At 40.7% G+C, this 21150-nt stretch carries 21 protein-coding genes and 1 riboswitch; of the genes, 4 read left to right on the top strand and 17 right to left on the bottom strand.

Going from position 1 to position 21150, the window contains the following annotated elements:
• Nucleotides 1-60: 60 nt before the first annotated feature.
• The 11 genes from IV67_RS03810 to IV67_RS03760 all read right to left on the bottom strand — a co-directional run bounded on the left by IV67_RS03810 (nucleotide 61) and on the right by IV67_RS03760 (nucleotide 10857).
• On the bottom strand, nucleotides 61-1011 hold the full coding sequence (locus IV67_RS03810; RefSeq protein WP_057787283.1) for a diacylglycerol kinase: 951 nt from the start codon (nucleotides 1009-1011) through the stop codon (nucleotides 61-63).
• Between the two features lie 65 nt (nucleotides 1012-1076).
• Entirely contained in the window at nucleotides 1077-2522 is a 1446-nt protein-coding gene (gene gatB, locus IV67_RS03805) for an Asp-tRNA(Asn)/Glu-tRNA(Gln) amidotransferase subunit GatB (protein WP_057787281.1), read from the bottom strand.
• On the bottom strand, nucleotides 2522-3979 hold the full coding sequence (gatA, locus tag IV67_RS03800; RefSeq protein ID WP_057787279.1) for an Asp-tRNA(Asn)/Glu-tRNA(Gln) amidotransferase subunit GatA: 1458 nt from the start codon (nucleotides 3977-3979) through the stop codon (nucleotides 2522-2524). The genes gatB and gatA overlap by 1 nt, the downstream gene beginning before the upstream one ends.
• Complete coding sequence (gene gatC, locus IV67_RS03795) at nucleotides 3979-4290, bottom strand: Asp-tRNA(Asn)/Glu-tRNA(Gln) amidotransferase subunit GatC (RefSeq protein WP_057787277.1); 312 nt, start codon at nucleotides 4288-4290, stop codon at nucleotides 3979-3981. The genes gatA and gatC overlap by 1 nt, the downstream gene beginning before the upstream one ends.
• A 15-nt stretch (nucleotides 4291-4305) precedes the next feature.
• A complete protein-coding gene (locus IV67_RS03790; RefSeq protein ID WP_057787275.1) occupies nucleotides 4306-5676 on the bottom strand; it encodes an RsmF rRNA methyltransferase first C-terminal domain-containing protein in 1371 nt (456 codons plus the stop codon).
• Nucleotides 5677-5783: 107 nt separating this feature from the next.
• Nucleotides 5784-6605 carry an HAD family hydrolase gene (locus tag IV67_RS03785; RefSeq protein ID WP_057787273.1) on the bottom strand — a complete coding sequence of 274 codons (822 nt, stop codon included), beginning with the start codon at nucleotides 6603-6605 and terminating at the stop codon, nucleotides 5784-5786.
• Between the two features lie 154 nt (nucleotides 6606-6759).
• On the bottom strand, nucleotides 6760-7734 hold the full coding sequence (locus IV67_RS03780) for a DUF4097 family beta strand repeat-containing protein (RefSeq protein WP_057787271.1): 975 nt from the start codon (nucleotides 7732-7734) through the stop codon (nucleotides 6760-6762).
• Nucleotides 7735-7738: 4 nt separating this feature from the next.
• Complete coding sequence (locus IV67_RS03775) at nucleotides 7739-8371, bottom strand: DUF1700 domain-containing protein (RefSeq protein ID WP_057787270.1); 633 nt, start codon at nucleotides 8369-8371, stop codon at nucleotides 7739-7741.
• Nucleotides 8371-8679: a PadR family transcriptional regulator gene (locus IV67_RS03770; RefSeq protein WP_057787267.1), complete on the bottom strand. Its 309-nt coding sequence runs from the start codon at nucleotides 8677-8679 to the stop codon at nucleotides 8371-8373. The genes IV67_RS03775 and IV67_RS03770 overlap by 1 nt, the downstream gene beginning before the upstream one ends.
• 185 nt (nucleotides 8680-8864) lie before the next feature.
• Nucleotides 8865-9851, bottom strand: a complete 987-nt coding sequence (locus IV67_RS03765) for an aldo/keto reductase (RefSeq protein ID WP_057787265.1) — start codon at nucleotides 9849-9851, stop codon at nucleotides 8865-8867.
• Between the two features lie 28 nt (nucleotides 9852-9879).
• Nucleotides 9880-10857, bottom strand: a complete 978-nt coding sequence (locus tag IV67_RS03760; protein ID WP_057787263.1) for a ribose-phosphate diphosphokinase — start codon at nucleotides 10855-10857, stop codon at nucleotides 9880-9882.
• A 247-nt stretch (nucleotides 10858-11104) separates the two neighbouring features.
• On the opposite strand from IV67_RS03760, the gene IV67_RS03755 reads away from it, so the two are divergent.
• The 4 genes from IV67_RS03755 to IV67_RS03740 all read left to right on the top strand — a co-directional run bounded on the left by IV67_RS03755 (nucleotide 11105) and on the right by IV67_RS03740 (nucleotide 14917).
• Entirely contained in the window at nucleotides 11105-12040 is a 936-nt protein-coding gene (locus IV67_RS03755; RefSeq protein WP_057787261.1) for a dihydroorotate oxidase, read from the top strand.
• 24 nt (nucleotides 12041-12064) lie between these two features.
• Nucleotides 12065-12154: riboswitch (TPP riboswitch) on the top strand.
• A 133-nt stretch (nucleotides 12155-12287) separates the two neighbouring features.
• Nucleotides 12288-12848: an ECF transporter S component gene (locus IV67_RS03750; protein WP_057787259.1), complete on the top strand. Its 561-nt coding sequence runs from the start codon at nucleotides 12288-12290 to the stop codon at nucleotides 12846-12848.
• A 6-nt stretch (nucleotides 12849-12854) separates the two neighbouring features.
• Complete coding sequence (locus IV67_RS03745; protein WP_057787257.1) at nucleotides 12855-14264, top strand: ABC transporter ATP-binding protein; 1410 nt, start codon at nucleotides 12855-12857, stop codon at nucleotides 14262-14264.
• Nucleotides 14261-14917, top strand: coding sequence for an energy-coupling factor transporter transmembrane component T family protein (locus IV67_RS03740; RefSeq protein WP_057787255.1), 657 nt, complete (start codon nucleotides 14261-14263; stop codon nucleotides 14915-14917). The genes IV67_RS03745 and IV67_RS03740 overlap by 4 nt, the downstream gene beginning before the upstream one ends.
• A gap of 51 nt (nucleotides 14918-14968) precedes the next feature.
• Here the strand turns inward: IV67_RS03740 and IV67_RS03735 are convergent, their stop codons facing one another.
• The 6 genes from IV67_RS03735 to aroC all read right to left on the bottom strand — a co-directional run bounded on the left by IV67_RS03735 (nucleotide 14969) and on the right by aroC (nucleotide 21148).
• Entirely contained in the window at nucleotides 14969-15889 is a 921-nt protein-coding gene (locus tag IV67_RS03735) for a phosphatase PAP2 family protein (protein ID WP_057787253.1), read from the bottom strand.
• Between the two features lie 154 nt (nucleotides 15890-16043).
• The gene (locus IV67_RS03730; RefSeq protein WP_057787251.1) at nucleotides 16044-17138 is read right to left on the bottom strand and encodes an LPXTG cell wall anchor domain-containing protein; all 1095 of its coding nucleotides are present in this window, start codon (nucleotides 17136-17138) and stop codon (nucleotides 16044-16046) included.
• 308 nt (nucleotides 17139-17446) lie between these two features.
• Entirely contained in the window at nucleotides 17447-18172 is a 726-nt protein-coding gene (gene aroD / locus IV67_RS03725) for a type I 3-dehydroquinate dehydratase (RefSeq protein WP_057787249.1), read from the bottom strand.
• The gene (locus IV67_RS03720; protein ID WP_057787247.1) at nucleotides 18165-18659 is read right to left on the bottom strand and encodes a shikimate kinase; all 495 of its coding nucleotides are present in this window, start codon (nucleotides 18657-18659) and stop codon (nucleotides 18165-18167) included. Before IV67_RS03720 ends, aroD begins: the two co-directional genes overlap by 8 nt.
• 11 nt (nucleotides 18660-18670) lie before the next feature.
• Entirely contained in the window at nucleotides 18671-19966 is a 1296-nt protein-coding gene (gene aroA / locus IV67_RS03715; RefSeq protein WP_057787245.1) for a 3-phosphoshikimate 1-carboxyvinyltransferase, read from the bottom strand.
• 3 nt (nucleotides 19967-19969) lie between these two features.
• Nucleotides 19970-21148, bottom strand: coding sequence for a chorismate synthase (gene aroC / locus IV67_RS03710; protein WP_057787243.1), 1179 nt, complete (start codon nucleotides 21146-21148; stop codon nucleotides 19970-19972).
• Between the last annotated feature and the right edge of the window lie 2 nt (nucleotides 21149-21150).

Here is a 21150-nt window from a genome sequence, read left to right as displayed (position 1 = left end):
AATCGTCAAAAAGCACGCTAGAAAAAAGCGTCCCCACTGTAAATAGGACGCTTTTTATTTTTATAAATCAATACTTGGCAAAACAAATTGGTTATCAGTCATATCATCGACATTGGCAACCATTTTGATATGCGCATGATGATTTACAAATTCGACTGGTGCATCGCCACCATACTCACCATCTAAATTAATCATAACAGGGTTATCATAACCTGGCTTTGGCATAATTTTAACCTGATCTGATTTAACATATAAAACATTCGGATCGTCGACGTGCTTACCTTTAAGCGCTTCACTCATAATTGCCATAATTTCGTTCAATTTGCTTGTCTTTAGCACCAACAAAGTAAATTTTCCATCGTCTAATTTAGCATCTGGCACAATTTGTTCAAAACCACCCACTGAATTTGTTAACGCTAAAAAGAATAGCGCGGTGGTACCTTCATACACACCATCATCATATTCAATTCGTAAGTCCATTGGACGCACACGTGGCAACAATTCTGCCCCTTTAACAACATAAGCCAAATAACCATACATTGACTTTAATTTTGATGGCACTGAATACGTCAATTCCGATAATGAACCACCGGCGGCAATATTAACAAAATAACTGTCATTTGCCTGACCGATATCCATCCGGGCTGCCTTTTTCTGATTAATAATCCGGGCCGCTTCCAATGGATTATCACGTGGAATATGGAGTGCACGTGCATAGTCATTCGTTGTCCCTGCCGGAATAACCGCCATCACAGGGCGATTTTCCAAACCAGCAATCCCATTCACAACTTCATTGATTGTCCCATCACCACCAGCTGCAATAATCAAATCAAATCCATCTTCAGCTGCACGAAGCGCTTCATTTTGGGCAGAATGTGGTTCTGCTGTCGTCGCAAAAGCACTTGTTTCATACCCTGCTAATTCATATACATTTAAAATGTCAACCAAATCACGACGAATCGCTTCACGCCCAGATGTTGGATTATAGATAATGCGGGCTCGTTTTTTCATGAGTCATCTCCTTGAATATCATAAATTTATGTATTGATGACCACCCACGGTGATCACCACGATTTTTATTCAGGCTTACGCGCTTGAAGCGAAGCCATCAAAATTTTATTCACAACACCAGGGTTGGCATTACCCTTAGTTGCCTTCATAATTTGACCAACCAAGAATCCCACAGCACGGTCTTTTCCGTTATGGAAATCAATAATTGATTGTTCATTAGCATCCAAAATTTCATCAATAATCGGTTGCAATTCAGCTGGGTCTGATAGTTGCTTCAACCCATTTGCTTCAACATAGGCAACTGGATCTTCGCCCTTCGTAATTGCGGTAAAAACCTTTTTAGCCATCTTAGTTGAAATTGTGCCGTCATCAATTAAGTTAATCATTGCTGCCAAATGCTTAGGTGTTAACTCAGTCTCTTGCAAGTCCATCTGCTTTTCATTTAGATAAGCATTCACATCACCCATCAAATAGTTAGCCGCACGTTTTGCATTGGCACCTTCGCTGACAGTTGCGTCAAAGAAGTCTGACATCTCAAGTGTCTGTGTCAAGACCTTGGCATCGTATGGCTCCAATCCCAAATCATCCACATAATGCTTACGACGCTCAGGGGCTGCTTCAGGTAGTTCATCCGCCACCTTTTGGACCCATTCTTCTGAAATGTGCACAGGTGTCAAATCAGGCTCAGGGAAGTAACGGTAATCATCCGCTGTTTCCTTAACACGCATAAGAGCTGTTTCACCAGTTGCTTCATCGAAACGACGTGTTTGTTGTTGAATCGTTCCACCAGCCAGGTAAATTTTCGCTTGACGTTCTTCTTCGAATGCAATTCCCTTACGGACATAGTTAAATGAATTCAAATTCTTCAATTCGACCTTTGTTCCATATTCCTTAGAACCAACTGGACGGATAGAAATATTTGCGTCAACACGCATTGAACCTTCTTGCATCTTCACGTCTGAGATACCTGTAAATTGAATGGCTTGACGCAAAGCTTCCAAATAAGCATACGCTTCATCCGGTGTCGTCATATCAGGTTCACTAACAATTTCAATCAATGGTGTTCCTTGACGATTTAAATCAACATAAGAATAACCACTTGTTCCGTGGGTATTTTTACCAGCATCTTCTTCAACGTGCATTTCTGTAATCCCGATGCGCTTCGTCTCACCATCAACTTCAACCTCTAACCAACCATTTTTACCAATTGGTTGTTGTTGTTGTGTAATCTGGTAAGCCTTTGGATTGTCAGGGTAAAAATAATTCTTACGATCCCAATGCAAGTCACGTGTAATATCTGCATGCAAGGCAGTTGCTGCCATCATACCGTATTCCAAGGCACCTTGATTTGCTTGTGGCAAGACCCCTGGGTAACCCCAGTCAATCACATTTGTATTTTGATTAGGCTCAGCACCATAACCAACCGGTGAAGGTGACATAGCTTTTGAGTTCGTTTTTAATTCAACGTGTACTTCCAAACCAATTGTTGTTTCAAAATTTGGTACAGCCATTACTTTGCACCTCCTGGAGTCTTTTCGTATAACTTTGTTGCTTGTTCAAACGCGTAACCCGCTTGGTATAGCTTTTCTTCTTGGAATTGATCACCAATAAATTGCATACCAACTGGTAGCTCATTTGCAAAGCCAGCATTCACAGACATCCCTGGCAAACCAGCCATGTTCACTGGAATTGTCAAAACGTCATTCATATAGGTAATTTCTGGATCATCTGAGTTTTCACCAAAATTATAAGCAACATTTGGCGCTGTTGGTCCAACAATCAAATCATAGTCTGCAAAGACCTTTTTGAAATCGTCAGCCATCAACGTACGAATTTGTGCGGCTTTCTTAAAGAAAGCATCGTATGAACCTGCTGACAATGAATAAGTTCCTAACATAATACGACGCTTTACTTCATCCCCAAAGCCTTGTGAACGACTTTGCACATAAAGGTCTTCTAAGTTTTTCACATTATCGGCACGGAAGCCATAGCGAATCCCATCAAAACGTTGCAAGTTTGATGATGCTTCAGCTGATGCCAAAATATAGTAAGCAGCAACCCCATATTGTGTATGTGGCAATGACACTTCATCAACCGTTGCACCTAATGACTTAAGCGTTTCTAATCCTGCTTCAATTGTTGTTTTTACTTCTTCAGAAACACCACGGCCAAAGTATTCCTTTGGCACCGCAATCTTCATCCCTGACAAGTCAGTCGTCAAGTTAGCCGCAAAATCAGGAACAGCTTGCGCTGAACTAGTTTGATCTTGTGCATCTTGACCAGCTAAGGCTGTCAAAACATGCGCATTATCCTTAACCGTACGGGCCAAAACACCAACTTGGTCAAATGATGACGCAAAGGCAATCACACCCCAACGTGATACACGACCATAAGTAGGCTTCATCCCAACAATTCCATTAAAGGCAGCTGGTTGACGTACTGAACCACCCGTATCAGTTCCGAGTGCATATGGAATTTGACCAGAAGCAACCGCAGCGGCTGAACCACCTGATGAACCACCAGGTACCTTATCCGTATTCCAAGCATTCTTTGTTTGCTTAAAATATGAAGTTTCAGTCGTTGAACCCATGGCAAATTCATCCATATTCAACTTACCAATACCAATCGCACCAGCATCACGCAACTTTTCAACAACTGTTGCGTCATAGATTGGCACAAAGTTTTCAAGCATGCGTGAAGCCGCTGTTGTCAAAACATCTTTTGTCACGATATTATCTTTAATTCCATAAGGAATACCTGCTAGAATATCATCAGCATCAATGCCTTGCGCATCTAATTGCGCTGCTTGAGCTAAAGCTTCATCCTTCATCACGGTGATGAAAGCATCATACTTTGGATCTGTAGCGTCAATATTATCTAAGGCCGCTTGAACTAAATCCGTTGCTGTAATTTCTTTATCAACTAATTGTTGATGTAATGTTTCTAAATCAGTGTGTAAGAAATCCATTAGTTTTCTGCTCCTTCATCAATAATTGTGGGAACCTTAATCAAGTTCGCTTCGCTTTCAGGTGCATTATCTAGTAATTGCTTTGTTTGGTTGGCATTAACTGCAACATCTTCACGCAACACGGTTTGATTTTGTGTTGGTGAATAAGTTGGCTCCACCCCGTCTGTATCTACTTCTGCTAAACTGGTAACCAAATCAAAAATTTTGTCCAGTTGCTCTGTCATCATTTCAGCTTGGTTGTCATCAAGACTTAACTTTGCCAAACCTGCTACATTTTCGACTGCTTGTCGATTCAGTTTTTCTACTGCCATGTTAGCTCTCCTTCGCTATTTATCATGTGTTTGCGCAATAAAACGTAATCCTTTGGGATAGAAATTCTTCATTTGACCATTGACGAGTTTTCCAAAGCCAACACCGTTTTCAGCCATAGTTAAAATATACCACCCATTAGCATATGATTCATCTTTTTCTATCATAAATGTGTCGCCATGGACATACTTTTGCCATTCATCCAGCGTTAAAGCATAGCTTTGTTTGAATTGCACTGGTTGTAAAGCCAAAGCTAACGCCAAACTAGGCTCAAAGCGTTTCTTCTTAAATGTTCCCAAGTGTAAGCCCGCTCGTAGCACTTGCAGTCCGTTTAAACGTGGCGTTCCTTCAGGAATGGCATATAATTGATCACCAAATGTGATTAATGTGTTAGGCATATCGATAGTCAAATTTTCATTGGCAAAAGCATCCCACAATTTTTGTTGCTCGGCCGTCACATTTGACTTGGCCAATTTAACAGGTTTTGCAGTCACTTCGCCATCGGCTTTGTGCAATTTTGCCATAAAATGGCCTTCGCCTGCGACATGATTTGGGAATAGACGCACTGTATCCTTTAAAGCCGGATTGCCATCAGCCCACTCTGGTCGTCCATCATCAAAGCCAGCGACTTTATCAACCGGTACAATTGAAAATTCCGGATAATTGTCCAATAGCCAAGCAATCACCTGTTCATCTTCTTCTGGGGCAAAGGTACAGGTTGAATACACCAATGTGCCCCCAGGTTTCAACATTTTTATCGTATCCGTTAAAATGTCCTTTTGACGCGCTGCATTTTCAGCTGGATAATCAGCTGACCAATACTGCATGGCATCTGGATCTTTTCGGAACATCCCTTCCCCAGAACATGGCGCATCCAGGACAATCGTATCAAAATATTCTGGAAAAACTTTGGCTAATGCAATTGCATCATGATTCGTCACCAATGCATTCGCAACGCCAAAGCGTTCCATATTTTCACTAAGAATACCGGCACGTTTACGATTAATTTCATTTGAAACTAATAATCCCGCTTGATTCATAAATGACGCTAAATGCGTTGATTTACCACCTGGTGCTGCCGCCAAATCCAAAACCTTTTGGCCCGGTTGTGGCGCTGCCAATTCACCAACTAATTGGGCTGATGGTTCTTGAGAATAAATCAAGCCATCAGTATGATCAACGGAATGGCCATAAACCGATCCATAGTACCCAAAGCGGCTCCACGGAATGGGCGTTTCGGCTATGGTATCAGTCAATTCTTGACCGGCTTTAAGCGGGTTCACCCGGAAAGCTTTTGTTGGTTCAGCAGCTAACGCATGAAAAAATTCATCAGCTTCATCCCCTAATAATTGACGATATTTCTCTTGAAAAGCGACGGGTAACGCCATAATCCGATTAGCTCCTTTTCTTAAGCATAATTTGCATTTTATTTTAACATAAAAAAAGCACAAACTCACTAGTTTGTACTTACAATCAATTGTTTAAATGTGCCTGACTAAACTAATTTTAGAACATTTTCTAAATAATCTGCCAAACCATCTTCATCATTTGTTTTTTGCGTCACGGCATCAGAGACTGCGGCTAATTTTTCATTACCATTTTTCATCATAATCCCATGCGCGGCTCCACTTAACATTTCGTAATCGTTCATTTCATCACCAAAGGCATAAACTTGATCTGGTTCAATCCCGTATGACTTTTGTAAACTTGTTAACCCGATTAACTTATTAACAAAGTTAACGCGTACTGAAACAATGGGTGAGCCATGCCCCCAGCCAATCGCTTCGACATCTTGGCGCCCATAACGTTTATTCACATAGTCAACGACGGCTGGCTGATGCTCCGGTGCTACGTATAATAGCGTTTCATTAATCTCGCGCGGTAAGTTATCAATCGTCAATAAACGACGGTTTTTAACGCTGGTTGGGAAAAACAAACTTTCAGATGGTGCGAGTTCAATTTTACTTGAACGGCCCCACGCATCTGTTCGATTTTCAGCAACAATCCCATCAATTCTAAATTCTTCAAAACGCAACATTAAATCCATTAGAATATCGCTTGTAAAATTAAAATCATAAGCATCGTCCCAATCTTCACGAGGATGATACGCCAATCCCCCGTTAAAAGTTACTAAAGGAGATGTTAAGCCAATTTGTTCATGGATATCACGTGATAAACGTGGTGATCGTCCGGTAATAATTGCGACGACATGGCCTTGGTCTTGGACTGCTCGTAACACTTCTTGCGTACGCGGCGTCACAACCCCATCGTTATTTAATGTTGTTTGGTCTAAGTCAATTCCAATTAGTTTTTTCATTATTATCTCATCCGTTATATTTGAATATTTATTCTTTAGACTAACTGATAGCAAGCCTGAATGCAATAGATACGGCCGTTGATTCATCTCAAAAAAAATAACCTTTGCTTCAAGGCAAAGGTTATTTTTTATCAACTTTTAAAAATCACACATGTTAATTTTCATCATCGTCGTCTTCATCATCATATTCTTCATAATTTTCGTAATAGAAACCGTCATTATAATCATTAGGAAGACCCTTGTGTTCATTCACACCAATCTTTCCAGAACCAGCTTCAATCTTCAAAGCTTTATCTTGATCACCACGCTTTGCTTCATGCGTACCTTTTTCTGTAAATTCATCAGTATCTTCATCATATTTCGCATTAAAATGCACATTCCCATCAGCTTGCAAATCAAAACCAGGCGCTTGAACGCGATCCATCCAGAATTTACCATCACTCATTTTAACTTGACTGGCTTCTTGCAACTTCAAATTTGTTCCTGACACTACTAAGTTATCTCCGGAAACATCCATGCTTTTCAAATCAACATTTTCTAAGTGCATGCGACCATCTTGGCCTCTGTATTTCAATGTATCACCATTGACATGTTCTAATCGGGCGCCACCATCAGCTAAATTGATATTCGTATGTTTAGCGTTAATTCGCTCAAGGATAATACCACCATCTCGACCATCAACCCGAACATTTTCAATATTGACATCTTTAGGCACAATGATAACAGTATCCGCATTATTTAGATCACTATTATAGCTATCATCAAAATGACCAGAGGTACTACCTGTTGACATGATTAACTTCGGCTTATCTGTAGGCGCTGTAACTTTCAGTGTACCATCAGTTACGTTAACAGAACTTTGCACACCACTATAAGCAACTGTTTCAACTTTCCACTTATCTGAGTCGCCTTGACGCACTTGGACTTCACTATTTTTGACATCAACGTCTAAGTTTTTGATATCTTTCGTGTCAAAAGATTGTTGGTTCTGACGGACATCAACCGTCTCAAGACCACGTCCTTTTTGATACGTTAAATTGAAGTTTGCATCTTGATAGGTTGTGACCATCATCCCGATACCAACAACTGACAAAATCCCACCAATAATTAAAGGTTTTTTCAAATTCATTTTCTTAGCCCTCCTTTACTTGCGAATTTTGTCGACGTGATACGAGTTTACGTCCAATCCACTTCATAAACTTAATAAACATTTCAAATAACCACTTGGTTACATTCCAAACAATTGGTGCAAAAATCACAACTAATCCAGTTAGTAAAACACCAGCACCCATCAAGAAAATACCGGTTGCCGTTGAACTTGACCAAACTGAAATTCCAGCAATAATTGCTGCAATGCCCCCAGCTAGTACGCCAATCACCGCAACATAAATTCCGATAATTAATGACACAAAGCCCATTAGAATTCCAAGAATCATTGGCACTAAGATAATCGCCAATAAGAACAAGATTGGGCTTGCCAGCAAAGCCAAAACAATCAACCAAATCATTTGCGTTCGATTCTTACTCTTTGATTGTGGATATTCTGTCTCCCCCAAACCAGCTTGTCCATCATCAACGTCCATTGCATATTCAAGACGTAATGAACGTGCTAATTGCTTAGGTGTTCCATATTTTTCGACCATTTGATCAACAGTCCAGTCAGCATCAAGTGCCTGCTCTTCATAAAATTGAACCATTTCTTGTTGGTCACGCGTTGGTATACCATTTAAGTAGTTACGTACTTCTGCAAAATAGTCGTTAAACATTATTCTCCCTCCAATAGTGCATTAACGGATTTATCAAAATCACTCCATGCTGTCCTTATTTCTGCTAAACGGGCGACTCCTTCGTCCGTGATGTGATAGTAGCGACGAATCCGGCCTTCAAATGGTTCATCATAATTCGTTAAATAATTATTTTTCTTTAAACGCCTTAAAACCGGATACATTGTCGATTCACTAATATTTAAATGTTCTTGCACTGTTTTGGTAATCACATAACCGTAAGTATCTTCTTTTGACAAGATAGAAAGAACGGTACCGTCAAGAACGACGGTTGGTACTTGTATATCCATGTGCTTGCTCCTTTTATACTGTTTTGAATATAGCATTATATTATACCAACTATAATATGCGGTCAAGTAGAATATCATGTTTTTTTCAAAAATATTTTTCAATCCACTCAAAACGGCGCCATCATTGGTTTTTTCACAAAAAAAAATTCAAGATTTTCATCTTGAATTTCTCTATTTAAATTTATCTATCCTAAAATTCGATCAATTTCAGCTAATTCATCGGCTGTGAAAGTCATATTTCCAGCAACCTTCACATTATCAAGTAAGTGATCTACAGATGAAGCACCAATCACAATTGAGGCCACTCGATCATCACGTAACAGCCATGCTTCAGCCATTTGCGCTAAGGTTTGATTACGTCCCTTAGCCAAATCATTCAATGCATTCAACTTAGCAACGGTTCCTTCAGGATCCTCAGCAATAAAGGCATTTGAACGATGCAATGGGAAATCACTTGGGAAGCCGTCCAAGTAACGATCAGTCAACAAGCCTTCAGCCAAAGGACCGTATGCAATTAAGCCGGCATGATGTTGATCCAAAATATCAAGCATCTGGTCTTGTTCTGCCTCACGGTTGAACATATTATATGACATTTGGTTTCCAATAAATGGTGTATGCAATTCTTCAAAGATTTCAGCAATTGCCGCTGTTTGTTCAGCAGTATAATTTGAAACCCCAACATACAACGCTTTTCCTTGACGGACAAGTGAATCTAGCGCTTCAGCTGTTTCACGTAAGTTTGTATTTGGATCCCAACGGTGCGCATAGAAAATATCAACATAATCCAAATGCATCCGTTCCAATGACAAATCCAAAGCCGCCGTCAAAGTCTTACGCCCAGAGAATTCCCCTAGTGGACCTGGCCACATATGATATCCGGCCTTAGTCGTAATAACTAATTCATTACGGTAAGGCTTCAAATCACTTTGATAGACAGCGCCAAATGTCTCTTCGGCAGTTCCATTTGATGGGCCATAGTTTGAGGCATTATCAAATGAAAAAATACCATTATCAAAAGCCTTCAACATAACTTCACGTGAATTCGCCAATGGCTTTTGATCACCTAAATTACGCCATAAACCAAATGACAACGCTGGCAAAATCAAGCCTGAATCAGAAACGCGTCGATATGGCAAAACGTCATAACGATTATCTGCTGCTGCATAAACCATCTTTAATACCTCATTTCAATATGTCTGATTATAATTTCACTTCTGGGTTATTTAACGATTTCAACAATGTATCCAAAGGTTCATCATTGTAAATACGTTTAATCGCTTCACTTAATAATGGTGCTACTGATAGCACCGTTAGCTTTGCGGTTGTATTAGCTTCACTAATCGGAATTGTATCAGTCACCACGATGTGATCAATATTTTCATCTTCGGCTAAGCGACGGCCAGCTTCGTTAGAAAAGACGGCATGGGTTGCAACTGTAAAGACTTCAGTTGCGCCATTGGCCTTCAAAGCATTCGCCGTTAATTGCATCCGTTCTCCGGAATCAATAATATCATCAATAATAATGGCCCGACGCCCAGCAACATCCCCAACAATTGCATCAGGAGAAGCTGGATTTGTACGTGCAACCATATCGTTAATGACACCCCAAGGGGCATCTAACAAATCAGCAAACTTACGAGCACGTCCAGCTCCAGTATGATCTGGTGACACAACCACTAAGTTATCTGTAAAGTTACGTGTATAAAAATAACTTGATAACAAAGGTGCCGCTAACAAATGATCAACTGGTTTGTTGAAGAATCCCTGTAGTTGATCGGCGTGAAAATCAATTGATGCAACCCGGTCAATCCCATTCATTTCTAATAATGATGCAACCATTTTAGCAGTAATCGGTTCACGTGACTTCGCCTTACGGTCTTGACGACCATAACCAAAATACGGAATAACCAAATTAATTGTACCTGCTGAACTGCGGCGCAAAGCATCAACAGCAATCATAATTTCCATAAAACTATCATTGGCTTCAGATGCAATTGGCGCAACCAAAAAGACATCATCCCCACGAATACTCTCAAGTATGCGCTCATATATTTCCCCATCAGCAAAAGTTGTTTGTTCAATTTGCCCTAATGGTAATCGTAAACCTTCAGCAACTTTTTTAGCTAATTCATGATTTGTTGATAAACCAAAAATTTTCAATTCCGATGACACAGTCATTCCCTCCAATGCTTCTTAGCTGACGATTCATTCGTAAACTATATCCATACTACATTTTATCAGATTTCAAAAACCAACGCCATGCTGCCCCATGAAAAAAACAGTCAATTCTGACGAACTGACTTTTCGATTTAACTATTTTACACGCGCCACCGCGCCTAAGTTAAAACAGTAGCTTTTTTAACTAAACATTGGTAAAATAAGTAAAATTAACATTCAAGCCATACGAGATATGAAGGAGATTATTATGACTACAATGACCGCGAGCATTGCTGGATTTACTTTTGAGGACATTTTACTAAACGCTGCCGGTGTTTATTGTCAAACGACTGAAGAATTAGACCAAATTTTAACAGCCCCAGGTGCTGGTTCACTTGTAACTAAGAGTGCCACTCCGGCCGAACGTGCTGGTAACCCCGGTGTACGTTATGCGGATATGCCACTTGGTTCAATCAATTCAATGGGCCTCCCTAACTTGAGCCTTGATTACTATTTAGATTATGCCATTGCCCATCAAGATGAAAAGCCACTCTTCTTGTCAATTGCTGGCTTAACAAAGGCTGATAACTTACAAATGTTGCATGAAATTCAAGATTCAGATTTTAACGGTTTAGTTGAATTAAACCTTTCATGTCCAAATGTACCGGGTAAGCCTCAAACGGGTTACGATTTTGACACAACGCGTCAAATTTTAGAAGAAACATTTGCTTTCTTTAAAAAGCCCCTTGGTGTTAAATTGCCACCTTACTTTGACATCGCGCATTTTGACATGATTGCCGCGGTTTTGAATGATTTCCCACTTGCCTTTGTTAATACCATCAATTCAATCGGGAACGGACTTATGGTTGATCCAGAAACTGACACAGCCATGATTGCCCCTAAGGGTGGTTTTGGTGGCTTAGGGGGTGCGATTGCTAAACCAACTGCCCTTGCCAATGTGCGTGGCTTGCGTCAACGTTTGAATGCCGGCATCAAGGTGATTGGTACTGGCGGTGTTCAAAATGGTCGTGATGTCTATGACCTTGTCCTTTGTGGCGCTGACCTTGTATCAGTCGGAACAACTTTGCATCAAGAAGGCCCTGAAGTCTTTAACCGTTTGAAAGCTGAGTTAGCTGAACAAATGAAATTAAAGGGCTATGATGATGTCAACCAATTCCGTAGCGCATTGCAAACGCTTAACTAATCACGTATACTATTAAGTAACGAATCAACCATGCTGGGGTGCCTTTACGGCTGAGAAAATACCCACAAACCTGATCCAGATAATACTGGCGGAGGAAGCTTGGTTTTGTTTACTTAGCAAAGCGGCCTATGGCCTTTTTCAATCAATTTGTAAACAAACACCGTAGTTAAAACTGCCCTGCAGTTTTGACTACGGTTTTTTTGTCTCCACTTGTTTGATTCGAATACAATTAAGGAGGTTGCCTGTCATGCAAACAGTGCAACAAAACAAAGCTCATTGGAGCTTACGCGACGTCATTTTTCTAGCAATTATTGCTATCTTTTTCGGAATCATTTACCAAGTTTGGGGTTATATGTACTATGCCCTAGCTGCAACACCACTTAAGCCTTTCGCCAATGACTTAACCCTTGGTGTTTGGATTATGGCCGGACCAATGGCCGGAGTCCTTTTGAAAAAGGTCGGGGCCTCATTTTTAGGTGAGTTACTTGCTGCAACTGTTGAAATGCTACTCTTCTCAAGTTGGGGGGCTTCAACTTTGTTATCAGGTAGTATCCAAGGTCTTGGTAGCGAACTTGGTTTCACAGCCACAGGTTACAAGAACTGGGACAAGCTAGGTATCGCCCTTTCTGTTGTGACTTCAACCATCGTGACATTCGCTTGGGATTTGTTTAGTAATGGTTACCTGCATTATCAACCAATGATGATTATTGGTCTCTTCTTAATCCGTTTGGTATCAATCGGGTTCTTTGCTGGGATCCTTGTTTATTGGATTAAGCAATTGCTAGATCGTACAGGTTTAATCAAGTAAACGCTTATGACTACATTGACCGTCTCAGACTTTAGTTTTAGTTATAATAATCCGGAACAACCAGAGTTAGCCCATATCAATTGGACGCCTACCCCTGGTAGTTTTAATTTACTAATTGGTCCATCTGGCTCTGGAAAATCAACTTTGCTCAAAGCCATGGCTGGCTTACTCCCCCATTTTGGTGGACAAATCCTTACCGGAGAGATTCGTTTAGATGATTATATTGTCGATACTGTGATGCCATTTGAACGCGCTAAACGGATTGCCATGCTGTTTCAAAACCCAAACCGGCAATTTGCAATGCCCACTCCGGCCGAACAAATTACCTTTGCCCTTGAAAACATCCAACTCCCAGCGAGTGAAATTACGGATCGGGTAACCACTAGTTTAGAAGCACTCAATATTACTGGTTTGGCTAATCAAAAAATCATTACGCTTTCCGGTGGTGAAAAGCAAAAAGTGGCTTTGGCCACAGTGCTAGCCCTTGGTAGTGACTATATTCTATTAGATGAACCATTTGCCAATGTGGATCCCGCTGCACGTCTAGAATTATTGCAATTACTCAAGCAGTTACAGGTGCAACACCAAAAGACAATCATTTTGGCGGATCATGATTTATCTGGCTATACAAATTTGGTAGATGCCATTTATCAAATCAATCCAGAAAATCATCAATTATCTCAAACGGACGCAAGCGTCCTAATTGCAGATGCAGTGGGGCCACATACTTTTAAGACTAAAGCTTATCAAACACTCAGCCCACTTAAATTAATCCAGGTTGGTCTGTCCGTTGAAAAGCGTACGCTCTTAAAACCAAGTGATTTACAGTTACCAAAAGCCCAGTTAGGCCTCCTATCGGGCGCTAATGGTATGGGTAAATCCACCTTATTTGCTGCTATTTCACATCAAACTGACTATACCGGTACCATTATGTGGGATGCACAAGATAGTCAAAAATTTAAAATTAAACAGTGGGCCCAGCGGATCGGTCTCATTTTTCAAGATGCCATCGATCAATTCGTCGATTTAACTGTTGCTGAAGAGTTAGCCTTATCAAAAAAACATACACTACTGCCAGACTATTGGACCGAAGCGCGGATTCAATCAGCTTTAAGCCAATTAAATTTAGCTGATTTTAAAAACGCTAACCTCTATCAACTATCTGGAGGGCAACAAAAAAAGGTTCAAGTCTTAAGTATGTTGATGATGGGTCAACCCATTTTCTTATTGGATGAACCTTTAGCTGGTCTCGATCACGTTTCCGTGCAAGCCATGCTCACTTTAATTAAACAAACGCTAACTGATAACGGCTTATCGGCTTTAATGATTTCACACCAACGCAATGGTTTAGACGATTTCATTGACTATGAATGGCATCTGAGCAATCAAGAAATTACTCAGGAGGTGCCAGAATGACCTTAAATCCAAGTGTCATGCTCATCATTATCTTAGAAATTGGCTTGCCCATGGCATTTACCCAATCTTTAGCTGGTAATTTAGCCGTTTGTTTCATTGCTTTTTGCTATCTCATGGTTAATCGCGCATCGCTTAAAACCATTAGCTTTGTCATGTTAATCTCATTACCTTTAGCCTTTGGGACTGGTTGGTCTTTTATTGCGTTTGGAACTGGCGATGTCTGGCATCAAGCCTTTCTACAAGTTAGTCGTCTCTTTGCTTATATCTTCTTAGGTATGACGTTAACATTAACGACACAGGTCCGAGATATTTTATTGAGTTTCATCAATCATTTACATCTCTCACCCACTTTTGCATACGGACTATTCGCTGCTTTTAATTTATTACCACGCATCCAGCGCCAAGTTAAGACAATTCGTTATTCAGCTAATTTACGCGGCATTACCTACCATCTCTGGCAACCACAGTTGTACTTTAAAGCGATTTTAAGTGCTTTGCAGTGGTCAGATGATTTAGCCCAAGGAATGGCTTCACACGGCTTTTCTGAAGGTGCCGACCGCACAATTACTTATCACGACAACTTACCTAAATGGCAATGGGGCTTGGCGATAATCTTAATCGCTAGTTATCTCATCCTGAGCCTACTGACTTAAAAATAAAAACCGTCATGAATTTAATCATGACGGTTTTTATTTATTTATTAATTAATAAAGTCGACCACCACCAACTTGATCGGTTGGTGCAATCACTGACTTGTAAAGTCCCCACATAATGAAAATAATGAATGCTGTTAAGAATCCAGAGAAAGTGACATCACCCATAAAGTGCGCACCAATTCGGACACGTGAAATATACATCAAAACAGCAAAAACAATTCCAAAGTTCCAAATGTAACGATGCCATTTTCCAGTTGTAAACCAAGCAAACAAAATCATCAACGTCGCAGCCATTGAATGCCCAGATGGGAATGAACGATGTCCATTTGGCCCATTAATAATATACCAAGCTGTAAAATCAGATTGAGAACCATTTAATTCATATGGACGTACACGGCCCCAAAGGTCCTTCAATGCAATATTAACTTCAAATGCTAAGAATACAGTAACTGAAGCAAAAACACCGACAATCATTAATTGCTTCATTTCTTGTGCTGACTTTTTGCTTAGCCAGCGTTGCACAATCAAGGTTACCAAAATAAATGCAAAAAATAAAATTGCGTATGTCATCGCTAGCGACAGACTAGCTTCACCACTATCACTATTTGCTAAGCCCATGGCTTTGTTATGAGCTAAATTATCTGAAATAGCTAAGCTGTAACTTTCAATCTCTTCTAAATACTTTTGTAGTTGCCAGGCTGCCAAACCAAGGCCACCAAAAATTAAACTGTTTGAAAAGAGTGGGTTGTCACGAACTTGAAATCCGTAAGCCATCGCAATTTCACCACTTAATACCAATACCATATAGACCGGAAATTCACCCAAGGTCTGAAAAACCGTTCCAAACACACTATTGTAATTAATAAAGGCATTGCTAATCTGCAAATCCCACAAACCTGCAATCGTCATCAATAAGACAAATGCAACGCTCGCAATGATAAACATCTTTTTTTGCACTGAAACTGTCATCAATTATTCTCCTTCTCCGCTGTAACTAAGTAACAAATACAGTATGACAGAGCAATGTAAATCTGATGTAAAACATTCAAAGCCTTTTTGTACAAAAAATTTACAAAAAAAAGAGCATTTCCAATCGGAAATACTCACTTTTTAAATTGATTAATTAAGCACGCTTCTTGGCAAAACCTAGCGCACCAAGTCCAGCTAACAATGCAGCACCAGCAATTGCAAGACCATTTTGTTGGTCTGAAGCTGTTTCAGGCAAAGCATTGGCTTGACCATGGTACTTAGCCATGCGTGTATCGGCTGTATTATGATTTGTGGCACCAATGGCCTCTGGATTAATTGAAACGCCTTGGCCTTGATCAGCTGAATTTTCGTCTTCTTCAACATAATCGTCAAATACATAATCGAAAATATCTTCAAAATCGTAGAGGTATTCTTCCATATCTGCAAGTGCTTCAAGTAGATCGTCATCAGCACCATTTGCTTCGATAAACGCTAGTAACTCATTGTACATATCAATAACATTGTAGTAATACGTATTCAAAAAGTCATCCAATTCAGAATCTGACAAATCCTCAAGGAAATAAGGGTCTTCGATTACCATATCCCAAATACTCTCAGTCAATTCGTAATAACGATCACCAATTTCAATATACTTTGCGTCATACAAATCTTGCTTATCAGCAGCTTTTGCAGATGCTACTGGCTTAGCAGGTGTTGACTTCTTTTGGGCTGGCTTAGCAGGTGTTGATTTCTTTTGAGTAGCTTTTGGCGCTTCTTTTACAGGTGCATTAACTTTTGGCTTGGCAGCTTCGTCTGTTGCTTCCGTCTCTGATTCTGTCTTTTCAGCATCATCCTTGGCATCAGCTTCAGATTCTGTTTTTTCAGCATCATCCTTGGCATCAGCTTCAGATTCTGTTTTTTCAGCATCATCCTTGGCGTCAGCTTCAGATTCTGTCTTTTCAGCATCATCCTTGGCGTCAGTTTCAGATTCTGCCTTTTCAGCGTCATCCTTGGCGTCAGTTTCTGCTTCTGCTTCTTCATCAGCTTCAACATCTGACTTATCTGTTGCGTCAACTGCATCCTCTGATGTTAGTGTTTGAACTGAATCTGTTGTCTTTGTACCTTCAGTTGCTTGTGATGCAACTGGGGCATTTGCTTTATTTTCATCAGCGTGCGCTGTTGTTGCGCCATCTGTTGCCACCATTGCAGCCAATGCAGCTGATGCTACAAGTAAGTGCTTTTTATTCATAACCTAGTCTCCTCATAAACCTAAAAATAAGATTCCGTTAAATCTATTGCTTAGCTTAACAAAAACATAAATCATCGTCAACCATTTATGACAAAAAAGTGACATTTGATATAAATCTTTGAGCTAGGAAATTTGAATAAATATGATTTTTTACTGATTAATTTTGTATAAAAGCGCTCTTCATTGCATTGTTTTGGATATTTTAAGTAATCATGTGCATTTAAATCTTTACATAAATTCATTGTTACGTTTTTTTAACAAACGTAAAAAAAGAGACTGACATCATTTAAAGTCGGTCTCTTTCTAATTTATATAGCATTAAGATGTTGCAGGACAGTCTTTAGATCTAATTGCCCCGGCGCAGACTTATCAACCAAACTAGCAAAAGTTAATTGCGAGCCATAACGCCATCCATCTAAGCGCGATTTCTGACCAAGTAATCCCATCGCAATCGTAATCAATGGTTTTTTAGTCTGTAAACTAACTTGTTTCGTCGCCTGTAACAGTTCATTCACGTCTGTTGGTGTCTTTGGTAGGATTGCTAATTTTACAACATCCACCATCTCTGATACCGCTGCTTCCAGATATTGCGCAACTGCAAAATTGCTTACATTAAACACATGTTTGGACCCAATCGTCGTCACTTCATATTGTCTAGCAAGTTCGACCACAGCATCAGCATCTGCTAAGTGCTCCAGTTCAATATCAACTGCATCCACCCCATTTTGAATGGCAACAGTATACAATTGCCGATAAACATCCTCTTTGTACTCCGCTTGACCACCCTCACTCACAGTACGGTAGGTCACTAAGATCGGTTTTTCAAAGCGTTGTAATAATATCGGCAAAGCTGCAATCAATTGGTTTAAATCCGTCCAACAATCAAGACGCCATTCAATCACATCAGCTTGCGACTGATTATACTGATTAAGCTGTTCATCAAAATCCCGTTCATCTTTAACTTGAAACGGCACTGCAACTAACGGACGCGTTTGCTCTGCCCTTACTGCCCCAATCTTTAATAATTCACGCATGTAATAAGGCCACCACTGCTTCGGGACTCAATGTATCTACGACAATTTCACGATCTGCACTCTGCTCGTACTTCGGTTTGCGCCGTTGATACGTTTGCGCCAAATCCGTAAACGACTGTGTCTGTAATAGTGGTCGCGTTTGGTCATCCATTAGTCGCTCTGCCACTGTTCCAAATTTTGCATTTAAATAAATAACTGGAATTTCAGTTGTTTGTAACAAAGTTAAATTAGCTTCATTTTCAACAATACCACCACCAGTTGCTAACACACCTTCCGATACCGCCAACATTTCTTTTAACGTTTGATGTTCGATAGCCCGAAATGTTTGTTCACCTTGCTCGGCAAAAATTTCTCCTGGCGTTTGCTGGGTATGTGACTGAATTAAATCATCGGTATCATAAAACGGGAGCCCTTCTGCTGCGGCCCAAGTTTTACCGACAGTCGTCTTTCCAGCCCCCATAAATCCAATTAAAATTGCTGATAACATCACTTATTCACCTATTCATTCCATAATGTCGCTAAATCCTCAAAAAATCTTGGATACGAAATATTAATTGCTTGGCTTCCGCTTAGGTTAACCGCACCTTCCGTCATTAAAGCAGCTATCGCTAACATCATGCCAATACGATGATCCCCATGACTGTCAACTTGTGTTTTATTAACAACATGCAAAGGTGTTGGCCCACAAATTGTAAAGCCATCCGGATGCTCCGTTATATCCGCCCCAAGCTTACGTAATTCTTGCGTCACTGCTTGAATTCGATCAGTTTCTTTAACACGTAATTCTTCAGCACCACGAATTTCAGTGACACCTTGGGCTTGTGTCGCGGCAAGCACTAACAAGGGAATTTCGTCAATCACAGCTGGAATGTCAACTTCGGTCACTTGAATAGCTTGCAATGTTTGCGTAGTAACGCTAATTGTACCCATTGGCTCACTATCATGTAAAACATCCGTTAACTCAAAATGCGCGCCCATTTTTTCAAGCAATTGCATGAGTCCGGTTCGTGTTGGATTTAATCCAACCTTTGGCAAAACAATGTGACTATCAGGCACCAACAAACCAGCTACCAACCAAAAGGCAGCCGATGAAAAGTCACCTGGCACTTGCAGCGTCGTACCATGCAATGTCTGTTCAGGCTGAATTGTTAAGGTGTTGTCATGTCGTAAGCTTGTACCACCAAAAGCCGTTAACATGCGTTCCGTATGATCACGCGTCGCAATCGGTTCCACAATATTTGTGGCAGATTGTGCTTGTAGGCCCGCAAAAATTAACGCACTTTTGACTTGGGCTGATGCAACCGGCAAAACATAATCAAGTCCATTTAATTGGGCATTTGGTTCTAAATTTAACGGTAATGTTTTAGCATCGTTTGAGATGTGTAACCCCATCTGCCCCAAAGGTTCTAAGACGCGCGCCATTGGGCGTTGACTCAAACTCGCATCACCAATTAAATGCATCGCAAAAGGCCTAGCTGCTAATATACCTAATGATAACCGCAACGTTGTCCCTGAATTACCAAAATCCAATGCACGCACCGGTTCTTGCAAGCCAGAAAATCCACGCCCTTGAATCTTTAAATGTTCATCCGTCGCTTCGATTTTTACACCAAGTTGTTGATACACGCTTTGGGTCGTTTGTACATCTTCAGCCTGCAAAATATTTTCAATCACAGTCTCACCTTGTGCAATACTCCCAAACATAATTGCACGATGTGAAATACTTTTATCACCTGGTACTTGAACTCTTCCAATTAGACGTCCTGGACGTGTGTTTAATATTTTATCTGGCATTGTTTATAAACTTCGCACCTCATCTCGATATTCAGCCACTTGTTGCTTAAAACGCGCCAGCTGATCGGCATCAAATTTATCTAACATGGCTTCTGCTAACTTAATGGCTACCATTGCTTCTGCAATCACAGCTGCTGTTGGTACGGCAGTCGTATCTGACCGTTCAATTGAGGCTCGATTGGCCTCATGCGTTTGGATATTGACGCTTTGCATCGGCCGATAAAGGGTTGGGATTGGTTTAACCATGGCTTTCACAACAATGGGTTCACCTGTCGTCATACCGCCTTCAAAGCCACCTAAGTGATTCGAACCACGATAAAAACCACGATCAGCGTCCCAATAGATTTCATCCATCATCTCACTACCAAAGGCTTCGACACTTTCAAAACCACCACCAAATGCGACACCTTTAAACGCATTAATACTCATAACCGCTTGGGCCATTTGTCCGTCAAGTTTAGCTGTTGCTGTTGTGTAAGAGCCCAAACCAACGGGCACACCAGTTGCAATCACTTCAACTGAACCACCGACAGTATCACGATTAATTTTTGTCTGATCAATTAAGGCCCGCATTTTTTCATCCGTATTTGCATCTAGCGTGCGTGTTTCAAATTGTTCAGTCTGCTGTCGGACGGCCTCTAAATCAGTCATCCCCGCTAATAAGTCCATGTTTGTATGCACTGGGCCAATATTTCGGACAAAACCATGCACATCTACCCCAACTTCATGTAAAAGTGTCTTGGCTACCGCACCTACAGCGACACGCATAACCGTCTCACGCGCAGAAGACCGTTCCAAAACATTTCGTAGATCAGCGGTATGACCATATTTAATCCCACCTACTAAATCCGCATGCCCAGGTCGTGGACGTAGCACCTTACGTGTGCTATTTTCAGCTGTTGCCGCTTGATTGGGGTCCATGATATCAGCCCAGTTATTATGATCACGATTGTGTACATTGAGCGTAATTGGACTCCCCAGCGTCATTTGATGCCGAACACCACTTAACAAATGGACTTCATCATGTTCTATTTTTTGGCGTTCACCACGCCCATAACCATGTTGTCGGCGTGCCAACTGAGCATCAATCATCTCAGCTGTTAAATGCAAGCCAGCAGGAATCCCTTCAATAATAGCCATTTCTTCGGGACCGTGACTTTCCCCAGCTGTCATATAACGCATTT

The sequence above is a fragment of the Weissella minor genome, from assembly GCF_001437425.1.
Lineage (GTDB): Bacteria > Bacillota > Bacilli > Lactobacillales > Lactobacillaceae > Weissella > Weissella minor.
The sequence above is the reverse complement of the archived record's forward strand: the minus strand, read 5'-3'. Positions and strand labels throughout refer to the sequence as shown.

Excerpts from the sequence above, each read along its gene's own strand:
- gatC (WP_057787277.1), bottom strand. The coding sequence starts at position 4,290 with ATGGCAGTAGAAAAACTGAATCGACAAGCAGTCGAAAATGTAGCAGGT.
- IV67_RS03785 (WP_057787273.1), bottom strand. The coding sequence starts at position 6,605 with ATGAAAAAACTAATTGGAATTGACTTAGACCAAACAACATTAAATAAC.
- IV67_RS03735 (WP_057787253.1), bottom strand. The coding sequence starts at position 15,889 with ATGACAGTTTCAGTGCAAAAAAAGATGTTTATCATTGCGAGCGTTGCA.
- IV67_RS03810 (WP_057787283.1), bottom strand. The coding sequence starts at position 1,011 with ATGAAAAAACGAGCCCGCATTATCTATAATCCAACATCTGGGCGTGAA.
- IV67_RS03750 (WP_057787259.1), top strand. The coding sequence starts at position 12,288 with ATGCAAACAGTGCAACAAAACAAAGCTCATTGGAGCTTACGCGACGTC.
- IV67_RS03740 (WP_057787255.1), top strand. The coding sequence starts at position 14,261 with ATGACCTTAAATCCAAGTGTCATGCTCATCATTATCTTAGAAATTGGC.
- aroD (WP_057787249.1), bottom strand. The coding sequence starts at position 18,172 with ATGCGTGAATTATTAAAGATTGGGGCAGTAAGGGCAGAGCAAACGCGT.
- IV67_RS03755 (WP_057787261.1), top strand. The coding sequence starts at position 11,105 with ATGACTACAATGACCGCGAGCATTGCTGGATTTACTTTTGAGGACATT.
- gatA (WP_057787279.1), bottom strand. The coding sequence starts at position 3,979 with ATGGATTTCTTACACACTGATTTAGAAACATTACATCAACAATTAGTT.
- IV67_RS03790 (WP_057787275.1), bottom strand. The coding sequence starts at position 5,676 with ATGGCGTTACCCGTCGCTTTTCAAGAGAAATATCGTCAATTATTAGGG.
- IV67_RS03770 (WP_057787267.1), bottom strand. The coding sequence starts at position 8,679 with ATGGATATACAAGTACCAACCGTCGTTCTTGACGGTACCGTTCTTTCT.
- gatB (WP_057787281.1), bottom strand. The coding sequence starts at position 2,522 with ATGGCTGTACCAAATTTTGAAACAACAATTGGTTTGGAAGTACACGTT.
- IV67_RS03780 (WP_057787271.1), bottom strand. The coding sequence starts at position 7,734 with ATGAATTTGAAAAAACCTTTAATTATTGGTGGGATTTTGTCAGTTGTT.
- aroC (WP_057787243.1), bottom strand. The coding sequence starts at position 21,148 with ATGCGTTATATGACAGCTGGGGAAAGTCACGGTCCCGAAGAAATGGCT.
- IV67_RS03760 (WP_057787263.1), bottom strand. The coding sequence starts at position 10,857 with ATGACTGTGTCATCGGAATTGAAAATTTTTGGTTTATCAACAAATCAT.
- IV67_RS03730 (WP_057787251.1), bottom strand. The coding sequence starts at position 17,138 with ATGAATAAAAAGCACTTACTTGTAGCATCAGCTGCATTGGCTGCAATG.
- IV67_RS03720 (WP_057787247.1), bottom strand. The coding sequence starts at position 18,659 with ATGTTATCAGCAATTTTAATTGGATTTATGGGGGCTGGAAAGACGACT.
- IV67_RS03775 (WP_057787270.1), bottom strand. The coding sequence starts at position 8,371 with ATGTTTAACGACTATTTTGCAGAAGTACGTAACTACTTAAATGGTATA.
- IV67_RS03765 (WP_057787265.1), bottom strand. The coding sequence starts at position 9,851 with ATGGTTTATGCAGCAGCAGATAATCGTTATGACGTTTTGCCATATCGA.
- aroA (WP_057787245.1), bottom strand. The coding sequence starts at position 19,966 with ATGCCAGATAAAATATTAAACACACGTCCAGGACGTCTAATTGGAAGA.
- IV67_RS03745 (WP_057787257.1), top strand. The coding sequence starts at position 12,855 with ATGACTACATTGACCGTCTCAGACTTTAGTTTTAGTTATAATAATCCG.